Annotated in this window: 14 protein-coding genes; 10 read left to right on the top strand and 4 right to left on the bottom strand. The window is 63.7% G+C overall.

The features are described from left to right. The first annotated feature begins 3 nt into the window (after positions 1-3). Genes AC0IYS_RS20210 through AC0IYS_RS20200 form a run of 3 tightly spaced genes read left to right on the top strand, consistent with a single transcriptional unit; the run spans position 4 to position 5,334 of the window. Positions 4-1,368, top strand: a complete 1,365-nt coding sequence (locus AC0IYS_RS20210; protein WP_471706865.1) for a gluconate:H+ symporter — start codon at positions 4-6, stop codon at positions 1,366-1,368. An 11-nt stretch (positions 1,369-1,379) separates the two neighbouring features. Next, on the top strand, positions 1,380-4,427 hold the full coding sequence (locus tag AC0IYS_RS20205; RefSeq protein WP_471706864.1) for a glycosyl hydrolase family 28-related protein: 3,048 nt from the start codon (positions 1,380-1,382) through the stop codon (positions 4,425-4,427). Beyond that, entirely contained in the window at positions 4,417-5,334 is a 918-nt protein-coding gene (locus tag AC0IYS_RS20200) for an alpha/beta hydrolase (RefSeq protein ID WP_471706863.1), read from the top strand. Before AC0IYS_RS20205 ends, AC0IYS_RS20200 begins: the two co-directional genes overlap by 11 nt. A gap of 32 nt (positions 5,335-5,366) precedes the next feature. Here AC0IYS_RS20200 and AC0IYS_RS20195 read toward each other — a convergent pair whose 3' ends face one another. After that, positions 5,367-5,549, bottom strand: a complete 183-nt coding sequence (locus tag AC0IYS_RS20195; protein WP_471706861.1) for a DUF3606 domain-containing protein — start codon at positions 5,547-5,549, stop codon at positions 5,367-5,369. A 268-nt stretch (positions 5,550-5,817) separates the two neighbouring features. Here AC0IYS_RS20195 and AC0IYS_RS20190 point away from each other — a divergent pair, with 268 nt between their 5' ends. From AC0IYS_RS20190 to AC0IYS_RS20175, 4 genes are read left to right on the top strand one after another with little or no spacing between them, the layout of a single operon-like run. Next, entirely contained in the window at positions 5,818-7,968 is a 2,151-nt protein-coding gene (locus AC0IYS_RS20190) for a TonB-dependent receptor (RefSeq protein WP_471706860.1), read from the top strand. 1 nt (position 7,969) lies between these two features. Then, positions 7,970-8,266: a DUF3649 domain-containing protein gene (locus tag AC0IYS_RS20185; protein ID WP_471706859.1), complete on the top strand. Its 297-nt coding sequence runs from the start codon at positions 7,970-7,972 to the stop codon at positions 8,264-8,266. 9 nt (positions 8,267-8,275) lie between these two features. Then, entirely contained in the window at positions 8,276-9,796 is a 1,521-nt protein-coding gene (locus AC0IYS_RS20180; RefSeq protein WP_471706858.1) for a PepSY-associated TM helix domain-containing protein, read from the top strand. Next, complete coding sequence (locus AC0IYS_RS20175) at positions 9,789-10,106, top strand: DUF3325 domain-containing protein (RefSeq protein ID WP_471706857.1); 318 nt, start codon at positions 9,789-9,791, stop codon at positions 10,104-10,106. The genes AC0IYS_RS20180 and AC0IYS_RS20175 overlap by 8 nt, the downstream gene beginning before the upstream one ends. A gap of 16 nt (positions 10,107-10,122) precedes the next feature. Here AC0IYS_RS20175 and AC0IYS_RS20170 read toward each other — a convergent pair whose 3' ends face one another. Together AC0IYS_RS20170 and AC0IYS_RS20165 are read right to left on the bottom strand one after the other, a co-directional pair. Then, on the bottom strand, positions 10,123-10,305 hold the full coding sequence (locus AC0IYS_RS20170; RefSeq protein WP_090314197.1) for a DUF3606 domain-containing protein: 183 nt from the start codon (positions 10,303-10,305) through the stop codon (positions 10,123-10,125). A 170-nt stretch (positions 10,306-10,475) separates the two neighbouring features. Next, entirely contained in the window at positions 10,476-11,651 is a 1,176-nt protein-coding gene (locus AC0IYS_RS20165; protein WP_471706856.1) for an ABC transporter substrate-binding protein, read from the bottom strand. A gap of 206 nt (positions 11,652-11,857) precedes the next feature. On the opposite strand from AC0IYS_RS20165, the gene AC0IYS_RS20160 reads away from it, so the two are divergent. Next, positions 11,858-12,949, top strand: coding sequence for a porin (locus tag AC0IYS_RS20160; protein WP_471706855.1), 1,092 nt, complete (start codon positions 11,858-11,860; stop codon positions 12,947-12,949). Positions 12,950-13,131: 182 nt separating this feature from the next. Here the strand turns inward: AC0IYS_RS20160 and AC0IYS_RS20155 are convergent, their stop codons facing one another. Continuing rightward, on the bottom strand, positions 13,132-13,971 hold the full coding sequence (locus tag AC0IYS_RS20155) for an IclR family transcriptional regulator domain-containing protein (protein WP_471706854.1): 840 nt from the start codon (positions 13,969-13,971) through the stop codon (positions 13,132-13,134). A gap of 172 nt (positions 13,972-14,143) precedes the next feature. Here AC0IYS_RS20155 and AC0IYS_RS20150 point away from each other — a divergent pair, with 172 nt between their 5' ends. Both AC0IYS_RS20150 and AC0IYS_RS20145 read left to right on the top strand, forming a co-directional pair. Continuing rightward, positions 14,144-14,809 carry a 3-oxoacid CoA-transferase subunit A gene (locus tag AC0IYS_RS20150; protein WP_471706853.1) on the top strand — a complete coding sequence of 222 codons (666 nt, stop codon included), beginning with the start codon at positions 14,144-14,146 and terminating at the stop codon, positions 14,807-14,809. Beyond that, positions 14,806-15,468, top strand: coding sequence for a CoA transferase subunit B (locus AC0IYS_RS20145; RefSeq protein WP_471706852.1), 663 nt, complete (start codon positions 14,806-14,808; stop codon positions 15,466-15,468). The genes AC0IYS_RS20150 and AC0IYS_RS20145 overlap by 4 nt, the downstream gene beginning before the upstream one ends. Positions 15,469-15,477 lie beyond the last annotated feature (9 nt).

The raw sequence follows: 15,477 nt of genomic DNA, 5'->3' as shown, positions 1-15,477 counted from the left end.
GTTATGAACATTACCAGTCCGTTGGCGGCGCTGTTCGGCGTCACGCCAGCCGTCTGGGGCATGCTGGCCGTCGGCTTGTCCGTCGGCCTGCTGACCCTTTTGATCGCCTGGGGCAAAGTGCAGCCGCTGCTGGCGTTCGTGGTGGCCGCGCTGGTGGCGGCGCTGCTGCTCGGCATGCCGCTGGAGAGCATTCCCAAATCGATCGACAAGGGCATCGGCGACCTGCTTGGATCGCTGATCGTCATTGTCTGCCTGGGCGCGGTGTTCGGCAAATTAATCGCCGACAGCGGCGCCGCCCAGCGCATCGCCAGTTATCTGATCGGCGTATTCGGTTCGGCGCGCATGCCCGTGGCGCTGACCCTGACCGGCTTCGTGGCTGGAATACCCCTGTATTACAACGTCGGCTTCGTGCTGCTGGTGCCGCTGGTGTTCTCGCTGGTGTACCAGAGCGGGCGGCCGGCGGTGGCGCTGGCGATACCGCTGCTGGCCGGACTGTCGATCGCGCACGGTTTCCTGCCGCCGCATCCGTCGCCCACCGCGCTGGTGGCGCAGTTCCATGCCGATATGGGCCGCACGCTGTTCTACGGGATGATCGTCGCCATACCGACGCTGATCATCGCCGGGCCGATCTTCGCGATGACGTTGAAGCGCATCCACAGCGAGCCGGCGCCGATGTTCCGCGCCGGTCTGCTGGAGGAGGCGCAGCTGCCGGGCGTTTTCAACAGCTTCGCCACCGCGCTGCTGCCGGTCTGGCTGCTGGCCGGCGCCACCGCGCTGACCATGGTGCCCACCGAGGATGCGGCGCTGAAATCGGTCATCAACTTCATGGCCAATCCGATGATCGTGATGTTGATCGCGCTGGCCGTGGCCCTGGTCACTCTGGGACTGGCGCGCGGTAAAAGCCTGCCGGCGCTGATGTCCGGCGCGCAGGACGCCTTGCGCGACATCGCGCCCATCCTGCTGGTGATCGCGGGGGCGGGCGCGCTGAAACAGGTGCTGGTCGATTCGGGCGTCAGCGGGGAGTTGGGCCGGCAGCTGGGCGGCCTGCCGGTGCCGCCGCTGGTGCTTGGCTGGCTGGTGGCGACCCTGATACGTATCTGCCTTGGTTCGGCCACCGTGGCTGGACTGACGGCGGCCGGCATCGTCGCGCCGCTGGTGGAAAGCTCGGGTATCGATCCGAGCCTGATGGTGCTGGCGATCGGCGCCGGCAGTTTGATGTGCAGCCACGTGAACGATTCCGGATTCTGGATGTTCAAGGAGTACTTTGGCCTGTCGCTGAAGGACACCTTCCGCTCGTGGACTTTGATGGAGACGCTGGTTGGCGTCTTCGGGCTGATTTTCGTGTTGCTCCTATCGATCTTTATCTAAGGACTAAGCAAATGAAATTATCTTTAACGCGGTTGCTGATGGCGGCCGTGGCGATGCTGGCCGTCCCGTTGGAAGGCGCGCAGGCCGCACCGGCCGCGCCGGCCTCGGTTTCCGTTTATCAGACCATGCCGGACGACGCGCTGGCCATCAAAGTCCAGGCAACCGGCGACGGCCGCACCGACGACACCGCGGCGATCCAGAAAGCCATCGACAGCGCGGCGAACAAAGGCGAGGGCGGCGTGGTGTTCCTGCCGTCGGGACGCTACCGCATCACGCGCACCATCCTGATTCCGCTGGCGGTGCGCCTGTATGGCGTCGGCGCGACGCGGCCGGTGCTGGTGCTGGGCGAGCGCACGCCCGGCTTCCAGAAAGGCGTCGCCAACATGGTGGTGTTCACCGGCGGCGACCAGTACACGGTCGGCAAGGTGCCGGTTCCGGTAGCGAGCGCGGTGCCGTTCAGCGAGAAGGTGCGCGACGCGAATTCGTCGACCTTCTATTCGGCGATGAGCAATGTCGATTTTGAAATCGGCGACGGCAATCCGGCGGCGGCGGCCGTGCGACTGCGCACCGCGCAGCACTCTAACCTGAGCCACATCGACTTCCATATCGGCTCCGGGCTGGCCGGCATCTACCAGGTCGGCAACGAGGGCTTCAACCTGAAGTTCTACGGTGGACGCTACGGCATCCTGTCGGAGAAGACGTCGCCGGCCTGGCAGTTCACGCTGATGGATTCGACCTTCGAGGGCCAGCGCGACGCCGCCATCCGCGAGCACGAAGCCGGCCTGACGATGATCAACGTCTCCGTCCGCAATACCAAGGTGGGCATCGAGATCGACCGGGGTTACGGCGATTGGTTGTGGGGTAAGGATGTGCGCTTCGAGAACGTGTCGAAGGCGGCAATCATCATCTCGAACGAGGACAACGTCTACACCCAGGTCGGTTTCGACAACGCGGTCGCGCGTAATACGCCGGTATTCGCGCAGTTCCGCGACAGCGGCAAGAAGATCGCCGCGCCGGGAGCGATCTACCGCGTCGGTGAATTCAATTACGGCTTGATGCTGCCAGGCGTCGGCAGCACCGGTAAGTTCGGCACCAATTCCAAAATTGCGCCATTGAGCGCCATGCCGGCCGCGCCCCAGCGTGTGCTGCGCGCGCTGCCGCCAACCACGCAGTGGGCCAATGCCCGCGCCCTGGGCGCGAAAGGCGACGGCCAGACCGACGATACGGCGGCGATCCAGAAAGCCATCGACAACAACCGCGTGGTGTACCTGCCGCTGGGCTTCTACATCGTCAACGATACCATTCGCATGAAGCCCGACACCGTGATCGTCGCGCTGCATCCGGGCCTGACGCAGCTGGTGCTGCCGAATGGCTCGCCGCGGTACGCCGGTGTTGACGGACCCAAGGCGCTGCTGGAAAGCGCCAAGGGCGGCGACGCCATCGTCTCCGGCTTTGGCCTGGCGACCGGCGAAGTCAATCCGCGCGCGGTCGGCCTGCTGTGGAAGGCCGGCGAGCACTCGCTGGTTGACGACATCCGCATCCAGGGCGGTCACGGCACGCGGCTTTACGACGGCGTGCGCCGCGACCCGTATCAAAAGCGCGCCGACTTCGATCCGACCGCGCACTGGGACCGGCAGTATCCCAGCATCTGGGTGACCGACGGCGGCGGCGGTACCTTTGTCGCGGTATGGTCGCCGAGCACCTTCGCGCAGGCTGGGTTCTATGTCTCGGACACCAAGACGCCGGGCCGCGTCTACGAGCTCTCCGCCGAGCACCATGCGCGCGCCGAGATCGTGCTCGATAACGTGGAAAATTGGGAGTTCCTGGCGCCGCAAACGGAGCAGGAGGTCCGCGACGGCATGGACGCGGTATCGCTGGAAGTCCGCAATTCGCGCAATATCCTGTTCGCAAACTATCACGCCTATCGCGTCACGCGCTCGATCAAGCCGGCGCCGGCCGCCGTGAAGATGACCAATTCCAGCGATATCCGCTTCCGCAATGTGCACGTCAACGGCGAGAGCGGCTATGCGACCTGCGACGACAACGGTTGCGACACCTATCTGCGCGCCAGCAAATTCCCGTTCGAGAACGCGCTGCTGGATGCGACGCACAAGCTGGAGGTGCGCGAACGCGAGTTCGCGATGCTGGATATCGTCGCCAATCCGGTGACGCCGCCGGCCAATCCGATTAAAGTGGAAAAGCTCGAGGAGGGCTTCTATTCGATCGCCGGCGGCGTGGTCGACGCCAAGGGCAAGCTGTATTTCGTGGACCGCCGCTTCCAGCGCATCTACAGCTGGTCGAAGGACAAGGGGCTGGTGGTGGTGCGCGACGCGCCGCTCGACCCGATCAATCTGGCCATCGACAACAGCGGCGCGCTGATGGTGCTGTCGTCGCACGGCTTCGAGGGCACCGTGTATTCCTTCCATCCGGATCGCCCGGCTGGCGAGGTAACGGTGATCAAGCCGACCCCGGTGAAGGCCCGTCCGTGGGCCAAGACCGTGGTGCCGGTCAACTTCTGGCAGAACGGCGAGTTCCGCGACCAGCTCAATCCCGAGACCTATGAGTTCACCACGCTGGCCGAGATGTTCGCGCGCGACGTCGCGCTGCCGAAAAAGCGCGAGTATGTGTCGCCGGACGGCACGCTGGTGCTGCCGGCCTACCGCATGTTCCAGCAGGGGCAGCCGAATCATCTGGGCTGGCGCTTCTCGGACTCGCTCGATACCCATGGACTGGTGTCGGCCGGGCGTAACGGCCGCGTGGTGTTCACCAACGGCTCGGAGAACCGCACCTTCAGTGGCGTGATCGGCACCGGCGGCGGCATCACCGATCTCAAACTGGCGGCCAATCGCGGCGGCGAGAGCGCGGCCGTGGATGCGGCGGGCAATGTGTATGTGGCCAACGGCCAGATCTTCGTCTATGCGCCCGATGGCAAGGAGATCGGCCGCATCGATGTGCCGGAACGCCCGCTGCAACTGATCTTCGGCGGCGAGGGCGGACGCACGCTGTTCATACTGACCCACCGCGCGCTGTACGCGACCGGAGGCTTGAATGCTCTCTAAGAAATCGTTATGGGCCTTGGTGCCCGCGCTTTTACTGGCCTGCGCGCAGGCGGCCGCCCAGCAGCCGGCCGCGCAGTCGACCCACATCCTGTGGCCGGACGGCGCGCCGGGATCGGAAAAGCGCCACGGCGAGCCGGAGACGGTGCAGAACACCTACGTCAGCAACATCCACGATCCATCGCTGACGGTGGTCAAGGCCGACCCGCGTCACGCCAACGGCGCGGCTGTCATCATCGCGCCAGGCGGCGGGCATCGCATGCTGGTATGGATGAACGAGGGCATGGTGGCGGCGAAGTCGCTGAACCGCGTGGGCGTGACCGCCTTCGTTCTGAAGTACCGGCTGGCGCGCGACCAGGGCTCGAACTATAGCATCGAGAACGACGGCGCCGCCGATCTGCGGCGCGCGGTGCGCTGGGTGAGGGCGCACGCGGCGGAATTCGGCGTCGATCCGAACCGGCTTGGCGTGATGGGATTCTCGGCCGGCGGCGAGCTGGTGTCGCTGGTGGCCGACAATCCGGCGCCGTCACAGTCGTCCGGCGCGAAAAAGGACGCGGTCGACCAGCAAAGCGGGCGGCCCGACTTCCAGGTGCTCGTGTATCCGGGACCACTGGGCGTGCCGGCGAAGGCGGTGCAAAACGCGCCGCCGGCCTTCATCGTCGCGGGATCGGCGGACAAGTGCTGCGGCCCGCCGGCGGTGGCGCTGTATCAGCAGCTGGTGGCGGCCGGCGTGTCGGCGGAACTGCATATGTATGCGGATACCGACCACGCGTTCAACATGGGGCAGCGTTCGGAGCGGCTGTCCGACGTGCACTGGCCGGATCGCCTGGCCGATTGGTTGGCCGACAGCGGCTGGCTGGTGCCGCACGGTGGCAAGGCGCCGCAAGGGGTGCCATCTCCGGCGCAGTAACCATCCAGTGACGCTGACGCTGATGCCGATGCTCAGGCGGAGAGTCGCCTGCGCACCTCGTAGACGTTACGCCCCACTTCACGCACGACTTCCAGCAGCTTGGCCGGCGGGACATCGAATTCGTCCGCCCAGTAGCGCACAGCCTGCGTGAGCTTGGGATTGATGGTGGTCTGGAAGCGGAAATCCGCAGGGACGGAGGTTTGTTGTGGTTGCATGATGTTAAATAAATGGTATCGGGTGTCACAATGGTGGCAGCGATGCGCCGCTTCTACAGTGCATTACCGCACTTATGTCGGTAAATCGCGCGCTTGACCAAACAGAAAGATTTCCTGATAATGGTAATCATTCTTATTTGCAAGCCACGCGCGTCAAGGCGCCAGCCAGCACACCATCTGCCCACCGATCGCCGGCGATTTCCTCGGATGTCTTCTTAGACCATGTTGGTCGGTACGGGCGGTGCCATGTACCGGAGAGCCAAGCGCTGTGAAATCCCTGAATCCCACGTTGTATCCCCGCGCGCGCCTGCCTGGCGCGATCATCGCCATCGTCGCGGCCTTGTCGGCGCCACAGGTCTCGGCCCAAGTGGCGGCGCAGGCGGCCGACGATGCCGCCGTGCCGGCGGTGCTGGTGTCGGCGTCGCGCTCCAATATCGCCGCCAACCAGGCGCCGCAAACGGTGGTCATCATCAGGCAGGAAGAGATCGAGCGCCAGATGGCGATTTCCGGTAATTCGTCCGACGTGTTGAGCAGCGTGCTGCCGTCCTATACGCCCAGCCGCGGCAAGATGAACGGCTCCGGCGAGACGCTGCGCGGCCGCACGCCGCTGCTGCTGTTAGACGGCGTGCCGCAATCGAATCCGATGCGTCCCACAGGCCGCGAGGCCCACACGATCGACTTTTCGATGGTCGAGCGGATCGAAGTGGTGCAGGGCGCGAATGCGATCAATGGCCTTGGCGCGACCGGCGGCACCATTAACATCATCACCAAGCGCCCGGAGAAGGGCGCGTTCGACCAGTCGATCGACGTGCAGTCCACGCTGCCGACCAGCGATGTCGGTTCGGAGACGGCCAGCTACAAGACCGCTTATCGCCTGGATGGCCGCAACGACAAGTTCGAATACCTGTTCGCGCTGTCCTATGAGGATCAGGGCCTGTACCTGGACGGCAAGGGCCGTTCGATCGGCACCGACAACACGCAGGGCGATTTGATGGACTCGCGCACCTACGATGTGTTGGCGAAGCTGGGCTACTGGATCGACGACGACCAGCGCCTGCAGGCTTCCGTCAACCGCTACAAGATCAAATCCAAGGCCGGCTACCTGGCCGTGGCGGGGGACCGCGCGCGCGGCATTCCCACCACTTCGATCGAGGGCACCCCGCCCGGCATCGCGCCGTGGAACGATGTGTGGACTTCGAGCCTGAGCTACCGCCACGCCAATCTGGCGGGGATGGAGCTGTCGGCGATGGTGTTCAACCAGGAGTTCGAGGGCCTGTTCGGTGCGGACATCTCGGCCACCTTCCAGGACCCGCTGATCGCGCCAAGCGGCACGCTGTACGATCAATCGCGCTCGGTCGCCTCCAAGTACGGCAGCAAAGTGGGGTTGAGCCGCGACGATCTGCTCAACGGCCGCCTGAAGCTCACCGTCGGTTTCGACACGCTGTTCGACAAGGGCAAGCAGGATCTGTATCTGACCAACCGCACCTACGTGCCGCAATCAGAATACCGCAACCTGTCCTTGTTCCTGCAGGGGGAATACAAGCTGCTCGATACGCTGACGATGCACGCCGGCGTACGCAAGGAGAAGGCCGATCTGGAGATCGACACCTACCGCACGCTGGCGCAGTACCGCCGCGTGCTGGTCCAGGGCGGCACCATCGATTTCAACGAGACGCTGATGAACGCGGGGCTGGTGTGGAATCCGGTCAAGGACGTGTCGCTGTTCACCAGCTACTCGGAGGGCTTCGGCATGCCGGATATCGGCCGCGTGCTCCGCTCCATCAACACGGTCGGCCAAAGCGTGGCCAACATGCGCGACCTGCAGCCGATCCTGACCAAAAGCGTGGAGGTGGGAGGGCGCTATCATGGCGGCGCCTGGGATCTGGATGCGAGCCTGTTCCGCTCCGATTCGGATTTCGGTACGCGTGTGGTGCCGATCAACGGCGCCTTCATGATGGCGCGCGAGAAGACGCGCATCGAGGGCGTGGACCTGAGCCTGGGCCATCGTTTCACAAAGGCGCAACGCGCCAAGCTGTCCTACGCCTATACCAAGGGCCGTTACGACAGTGACGAAAACGGCACGCTCGACGCCAAACTGGATGGCTTGAACGTGGCGCCGAATCGCCTGATCGCCACCTGGAGCGCGGACTGGAACGGCAAGTTCTCGACCTTCGTGCAGGCGCAGCACGCTTTCAGCCAATCGTTCGACGATCCGGCCAAGGATTTCGGCGGGTACACGCTGGTCGACGCGAGTGCCAACTACAAGCTCGGAAAAAACGGCGAACTGCGCCTTTCGATGGCCAACCTGTTCGACCGCAGCTACATCACGTACTACTCGCAAAGCGCGCTGGTGGAGCCTAAGCGCTACTTCGCGGGTCGCGGCCGCACCGTGAGCCTCGGCTACGCGCTACGGTTCTGATATGTCCGATCATCGCCATGGCCGCCTGCCGCGCGCCGCCGTCACAGCACTGCGCGTGCTGGGCGCGGTCGGCGGCGGCTATGCGCTGACGGCGTTGAGCGTGGCCGTCGGCGCGGTGGCGCTGTCCCGCGCAGGCATGCCGCGCTCCGAGGCGGTGGCGGTGGCGGCGATGCTGGGCTTTGTGCTGTATCTGGGGCTGCTGCTGTGGGGCTTCAGCGTGCGCAAGGTCGGCCGCCTCTGGCTCGCCTTTGCCGTCGGCGCGGCCGCCGTGTGGGCGTTATGGCGCTTGCTGGACTAAGGGTGCGGGATGGGCGATACCTTCACTAAATCGATGGCGGCATTGCACACATGGGCGGGCGTGACGATCGGCGCCCTGTTGTTCGCCATCTTCTGGATGGGGACATTGAGCGTTTTCAGTAACGAGATCGATCGCTGGATGCTGCCGGACACGCGCCTCGAGGTCCGTAACGCGGCGGCGGCGCCTTCGCTGGACAGCATCGCGCAGGCGGTTGTGCCCAGCGTGCCGGCCGGCGCGCGGCAGTGGCGCGTCGACCTGCCGACTGCGCGCATGCCGGTGATGGAGTTCTCCTATCGCGGCGCCGACGGCGTGGAACATGGCCGCCTGCTTGACCCGTCCAGCTACGCTTTCCTGCCGCCGCAAGGCTCGGCCGGCGCGAGCGGTTTCATCGTGCCGTTCCACTATCACTTGCATCTGAACTGGATGGAAGTGGGCAAGTGGCTGGTGGGCGTGGCGGCGATGACAATGCTGGTGATGCTGGTGTCCGGCGTGATCGTCCACAAGAAAATCATCGCCCAATTTTTCACCTTCCGTCCGCGCAAGCGCCTGCAGCGCAGTGCCCTGGACCTGCACAATCTGACCGGCGTGCTGGCTTTGCCGTTTCATTTTGCGATCGCCTTGTCTGGCCTGATCATCTTCATGACAATCTATTTTCCGCAATCGTATTACGGCGCGTATGGCAGTACTGCGAAGGACAAGGCCGCGTTCACGGCCGAGGCCTACGGGCGCTACACCCGCAAACCGGCCAAAGCGCCGGGGACCCTGGCGTCGCTGGATGCCATGCGTGAACGCGCGGAGCACGAGTGGCAGGGCGGCCAGCCGTATTTTGTGCGTGTGTGGAATCCGGGCGACGCCAACAGCTATGTCGAATTGCGCCGCTCATATGCCCAGGACATGACGATGAACCTGGACCAGATCTATTTCGACGCCGCCACCGGCGAAGTGCTGGAGCGGTTCGAGGCCGGCCCGGTGATGACGGTGCAGCGCTTTTTCTCGGGTTTGCACTTCGTCCGCTTCGAGCGCTGGACCTTGCGCTGGCTGTACTTCTTCGGTGGCATTTCCGGTTGTGTGATGATAGCGACCGGCTTTTTATTCTGGCTTGAGGGGCGCCGCACGAAACATGCGAAGCACGGACTGGCCGGGGTGGCGGTCGTGGAGGGCCTGACCATCGGCAGCGTGACCGGTATTTTGCTGGCGACATTGGCCTTCTTCGTCGCCAATCGCTTGCTGCCGGCGGATGCGGGCTACGCGGACATGGACCGCGCGGGGATGGAAATGCGCGTGTTCTATCTGGTCTGGGTACTGGCGTTTTGCCACGCATGGTGGCGGCGGGCGTGCGCATGGCGCGAGCAGCTGTGGGCCATCGCCGGGCTCTGTGTGCTGGCGGTGGGGGCGAACTGGGTGACGACCGGCGCACATGTGCTGAAGGCTTTGGCGCAAAGCCAGTTCGCCGTCGCCGGCATGGATTTGGGATTGTTAGCCACCGCTTTGCTGGCGCTGATGGCACTGAGGAGTATCAAGCGTGCTTGAATTGCTGACCATGCTGGGCGCGGCGGCGATGTCGTATGTGGCATTCGCGTGGCTGGCGCTGTCGCAGGAGGGACACTGGCGTGCGCTTCCAGGCAACGCCGATCAAACCGCGCCAGCGTCCCATGTGCTGCGGCGGTGGCGCTGGTGGGCGGCGTGCATGCTGGCCTGCTCTTACGCGCTTTGCCTGTGGGGCCACGGTCCAAGTTTCGGGACCGTGTTGTGGGTGCTGCTGTCGGCTGTCGGCGCGATGGCGGTGGCCTTCACGATTAGCTGGCGCGTACGTTGGCTGCGCGTGCTGGCTTTTCAGTAAATAGCCACTGTCGAACTTACGTCGACAGGCGCTTGCGGACTTCGAGCAGGTTGCGGCCCACTTCGCGGACGACTTCGAGCAGCTTGGATGGCGGCACGTCGAACTCGCTCGCCCAATAGCGCACGGCCTGCGTCAGATTCGGGTTGATCGTATGTTGGCAGCGGAAATCCGCTTCGTTGGCGTTTTGGTATGCTTGCATGATGTCTCATTTATTGATAGTGGGACGTTAATCAAATGGCACCGATTGCGTTGTCCTGCATTGCTATAACGCATGGTGATCCGATCCGGATGACAAGCTGACGCAAAAAAGTTGGGATTCCCGTGTGGCGGATTTGGCCGGGCCACTCCGCCACACGTATCGGATACGGATTATTTGCCCGGATCCTTCTGGTTCGCGAACTGGTCGAACTCCACGTTGTAAACCTCATTGCCGATCTTTTCGACCTTGCGCACATAGACCGTCTGCACGATATCCCGCGTTTGCGGGTCGATCGAGATCGGGCCGCGAGGGCTATTGAGCTTGATGGTCTTGAGGACCTCCATGGCCTTGTCGCCGTCGATTTTGCCATTCAGCTTGCGGGCCACTTCATAGATCGCGGCCATGCCGTCATACGCCGCCACCGCCATGAAGTTCGGGCGGCCGCCGTTTGGATTGGTGGCCGCAAAGCTTTTCAGGAACGCCGCGTTTTCCGGCGACTTGTGCGCGGCCGAATAATGGAAGGTGGTGATCACGCCCAAGGTGGCGTCGCCCATCGCCGGCAGCACGTGGTCGTCGGTCAGGTCGCCGGTGGCGATGACCTTGATGCCCGCTTCGGCCAGGCCGCGCTCGCGATAGCCCTTCATGAAGGCGATGCTTTGCTCGCCGGCCGGCACGAAGATGAACACCGCATCCGGCTTGGCGTCCTTGATGCGCTGGATGTAGGGCGCGAACTCCGGGTTGCGCAGCGGGACGCGGATCGATTCGGTCACCGTGCCGCCGCCCTTGACCAGTTCATTCTTGAACGCTGTTTCGGCATCGATGCCGGGACCGTAGTCCGCCACCAGGGTGACAACCTTCTTGATCTTGTTCTTCACCGCCCATGTCGCCATCGGCGCCGAGATCTGCGGCAGCGTCATGGAGAAGCGGGTGATGTAATTGGACTTGGTGGTGATGATCGACGTGGCCGCGTTCATGATGATCATCGGCTTCCTGGCCTGTTCCGCGATCGGCGCCACCGCCAGCGCCTCAGGCGTCAGGCCGAAGCCGGCAAGGAAATCGACCTTGTCGCGTACCACCAGCTCCTGCGCCAGGCGCTTGGCGATTTCCGGCGACGGGCCGGTGGTATCCTTGACGATGATCTCGATCTTCTTGCCGGCCACAGTGGCGCCGTTCTGCGCCATGTAAGCCTTGATACCGCCTTCCATCTGTTTGCCGTAGTCGGCGAAGGGGCCCGAGAATGCGGCGATCACGCCGACCTTGATGGTGTCCTGCGCCCGCGCCAGCGGCATGGCGGCCAGGGTGATGGCCGTTAGTGTCGCAATATTTACAAATTTTTTCATTGTCATGCCGGTCTCCTGTCTGGTTCTGTTTTTGTCTATGTGGGGGCGATGCGAAGCGCCATGTCGCGGCCATTTTAGTGCCGTTTTGTCGAGGCATCGCTGCCGTTCTGTTTCTTGACAACGCCCCGCGACAACCATAGTATCCAATTTATGTGCGATTAACAACCTATTGTTCGATAATCGCACATCCAATAAAATAACAGGAGACAGTAATGAAAAACAGTATCCGTTGCGCCGTGGCGCTTCTGGCAGGCATGGGCGCATCCGCAGCGATGGCGCAATCCAATGTGACCGTGTACGGCTTGCTCGACACCGGCCTGGTTCACGTCACCAACGTCAATGCCGCCGGCGATTCCGTGACCAAGATGCCTTCGTTGACAGGGTCCTTCCCGTCGCGCATCGGCTTCCGCGGCGTCGAGGATCTGGGCGGCGGACTGCAGGTGGTCTTCACGCTGGAATCGGGCCTGGCGCTCGACACCGGCACCAGCCAGCAGGGCAACCGCCTGTTCGGCCGCCAGGCGTCGGTGGGATTGAAGGGCGCCTTCGGCACCGTGACCCTGGGACGCCAGATCAACATGACCTATATCGCCGGACAGAAGGCCGACGTGATGGGACCGAACCTGTTCGCGATCGGCAGTATCGATCCGTATCTGCCGAACGCGCGCAGCGACAACGCCATCGGCTACCTGGGTAACTTCAATAACTTCGTGGTGGGTGCCACCTACAGCACCGGGCGCGATTCGTCGGCGGCCGGCGGTCCGGCAGCCACCGGCTGCGCCGGCGAGGTGCCGGGCAATTCGAAGGCCTGCCGCCAGGTCACCGCGTTGTTCGGCTATGAGTTGCCGGCTTACGGCTTGAATGCGTCCTACGACATCCTGTACGGGAACACCGGCGCGGCCGCCGGTTTGACGAGCAGCGACAACAGCGACAAGCGCATCACCGTCAACGGCTACTTCAAGGTTGGCGAGGGCAAGATCGGCGCCGGCCTGGTCGATCGCACCACGCGCGCGGTGACCGGGCTGACGGAATCGGAGCTGTACTTCTTGGGGGCGAGCTATCCGGTTACGCCACTGACGACGCTCGATGCGCAGGTGGCCAAGCGTGATGTGAAGAACAGCAGTGCGGATGCGACCTTGCTGGTGGCGCGCTTGACCTATTACTTCTCGAAGCGGACCGCTGTTTACGGTGGTATCGGCCGCATGAAGAACAGCGGCTTGTCGGCGATTGCGCTCGATGCCGGCGGCACCGTTGGCGTGGGCAAGACGCAGAATGGTGTGATGGGCGGTTTGCGCCACAACTTCTAAGGCGGCATTGGCGGCTCGTGGCGGATTACGGCGTTCCGCCTAATCCGCCCTACGTGGAACCGTGGTATGCGTTGGCCGGCATTCAACGTGGCATGCGGCCGGCGATATATCGCGGAGACACGTAGGGCGGATTAGCGCAGCGTAATCCGCCATGCCGGCGTCACCACCGGCTCCCGGACAAATTACGGCAGCAGAATCGCCAACTCCTGCGCGCCGCGCAGCAGCACCGGCAAAAACTCCTTCTCCAGCTGCTTGACGCTGACCCGGGCCGCTTGCGCGCCCACGTTCAGCGCCGCCAGCACCTGGCCGGAGGCGCCGCGCACCGGCACCGCGATCGAGCGCAGACCCAGCTCCAGTTCCTCGTCGTTGATGGCATAGCCGTCACGGCGCACGTCGGCCAGGATCTCGCGCAAACGCTTCTGGTTGACGACCGTGTTCTCGGTCATCGCGCGCAGTTTGGTCTTGGCCAGATACTGCTCCAGTTCAGCGCCCGGCAAGTGCGCCAGCATCACGCGGCCGAGCGAGGTGCAATAGGCCGGCAAACGGCTGCCCGTGTTGAGCGCCACCGACATCACACGCGAAGTGGACGCGCGCGCGACATACAGCACTTCGCCGTCCTCCAGAACCGCCATCGAACTCGATTCATTCAGCGTGCGGCTGATGTCGTTCAGGTAGGGCTGGGCCGACACCGTCAACGGCGTCGACGACAGGTAGGAGTAGCCGAGCGTGAGCACCTTGGGACGCAGCGAAAAATTATTCAGCTCCGCGTCCACATAACCCAGTTCGCGCAGCGTGTGCAGGCAGCGGCGTACCGCAGCGCGCGGGATGCCCGTTTTCTGACTGATGTTGGCGATGGTCTGCGGCTTGCGCGAATCGCTGAAGGCCTGCACCACGGCCAAACCCCGTGCGAGTGAGGTCATGAAACTGGGATCGGTCATCGCGTCTATCTGTTCGGCGATGGTCGGTTCGCGCTCGTCATCCTGCCCGGCGGCGCTGGTATCGGTGGTGGTGGCTTTTGACATGGCGTGATTTTAATGCAGACGGTGGATTTAATTGGCGTTTTTTCTTGACCAAGGCAGGCGCAAGTTCTACACTGGCTGTGCGGTAATCAATCATTAGTTCGATTATCGCACAAGAAACGACGAATCATCAAGGCAGCGAATCACCAAGGCAGCGAATCACCAAGGCAGAGATATGATCGATAAAACTTTTGAATCACTGGAGCGCGCGGTGGCCGATATCCATGACGGCGCGACCGTCATGATCGGCGGCTTCGGCAACGCGGGCATGCCATCGGCGCTGATCGACGCGCTGATCGCGCAGGGCGCGCGCGAGCTCACCATCGTCAACAACAACGCCGGCAACGGCGAAACCGGGCTGGCCGCGCTGCTCAAGGCCAAACGTGTACGCAAGATCATCTGCTCGTTCCCGCGCCAGGCCGACTCCCAGCATTTCGACGCGCTGTACCGCGCCGGCGAGATCGAACTGGAACTGACCCCGCAGGGCAACCTGGCGGAACGCATCCGTGCCGCCGGCGCCGGCATCGGCGGTTTCTTCTCGCCGACCGGCTATGGCACGCTGCTGGCCGAGGGCAAGGAGACGCGCCTGATCGACGGCCGCCACTACGTGCTCGAATCGCCGATCCACGCCGACTTCGCCCTGATCAAGGCACTGCACGGCGACCGTTGGGGCAATCTGGTCTACCGCAAAACCGGCCGCAATTTCGGCCCCATCATGGCGATGGCCGCCAAGGTCACCATCGCGCAGGTGCGCAAGGTGGTCGCGCTGGGCGAAATCGATCCGGAAGCGATCGTCACGCCGGGCATCTTCGTTCAACGCGTCGTCCAGGAGGCCGCATGACTAACCGATACACGCGCGACCAGATCGCCGCCCGCGTGGCGCAGGACATCCCCGAAGGCGCCTACGTCAACCTTGGCATCGGCCTGCCGACCAAGGTGACCCGCTACCTGCCGTCCGAACGCGAGATATTCCTGCACAGCGAGAACGGCCTGCTGGGCATGGGGCCGCCCCCCGTGCCGGGCGAGGAGGACGAGGACCTGATCAACGCCGGCAAGGAGCCGGTCACGCTGCTGGTCGGCGGCGCCTACTTCCACCATGGCGATTCGTTCGCGATGATGCGGGGCGGCCATCTGGACGTGTGCGTGCTGGGCGCTTTCCAGGTGTCCGAAAAGGGCGACCTGGCCAATTGGCACACCGGCGCGCCCGACGCGATACCGGCTGTCGGCGGCGCGATGGACCTGGCCATCGGCGCCAAGCAGGTGTTCGTGATGATGGATCATCTGACCAAGACCGGGGAGAGTAAAATCGTCGGCCGGTGCACCTATCCGCTGACCGGCGTCGCCTGCGTCAATCGCATCTATACCGACATGGCGGTGCTGGACGTCAGGCCGGAAGGACTGTCCGTGCGCGAGATGGCGCCCGGCTTGACCTTTGAAGAGCTGCAGGCGGCCACCGGCGCCAAGCTGCTGCCACCGCCAACCGCCAACAACAGAATTTAATACGAGGAT

The sequence above is a fragment of the Duganella sp. AC237 genome, assembly GCF_979254035.1.
This window is presented reverse-complemented; position numbering and strand designations above follow the sequence as displayed.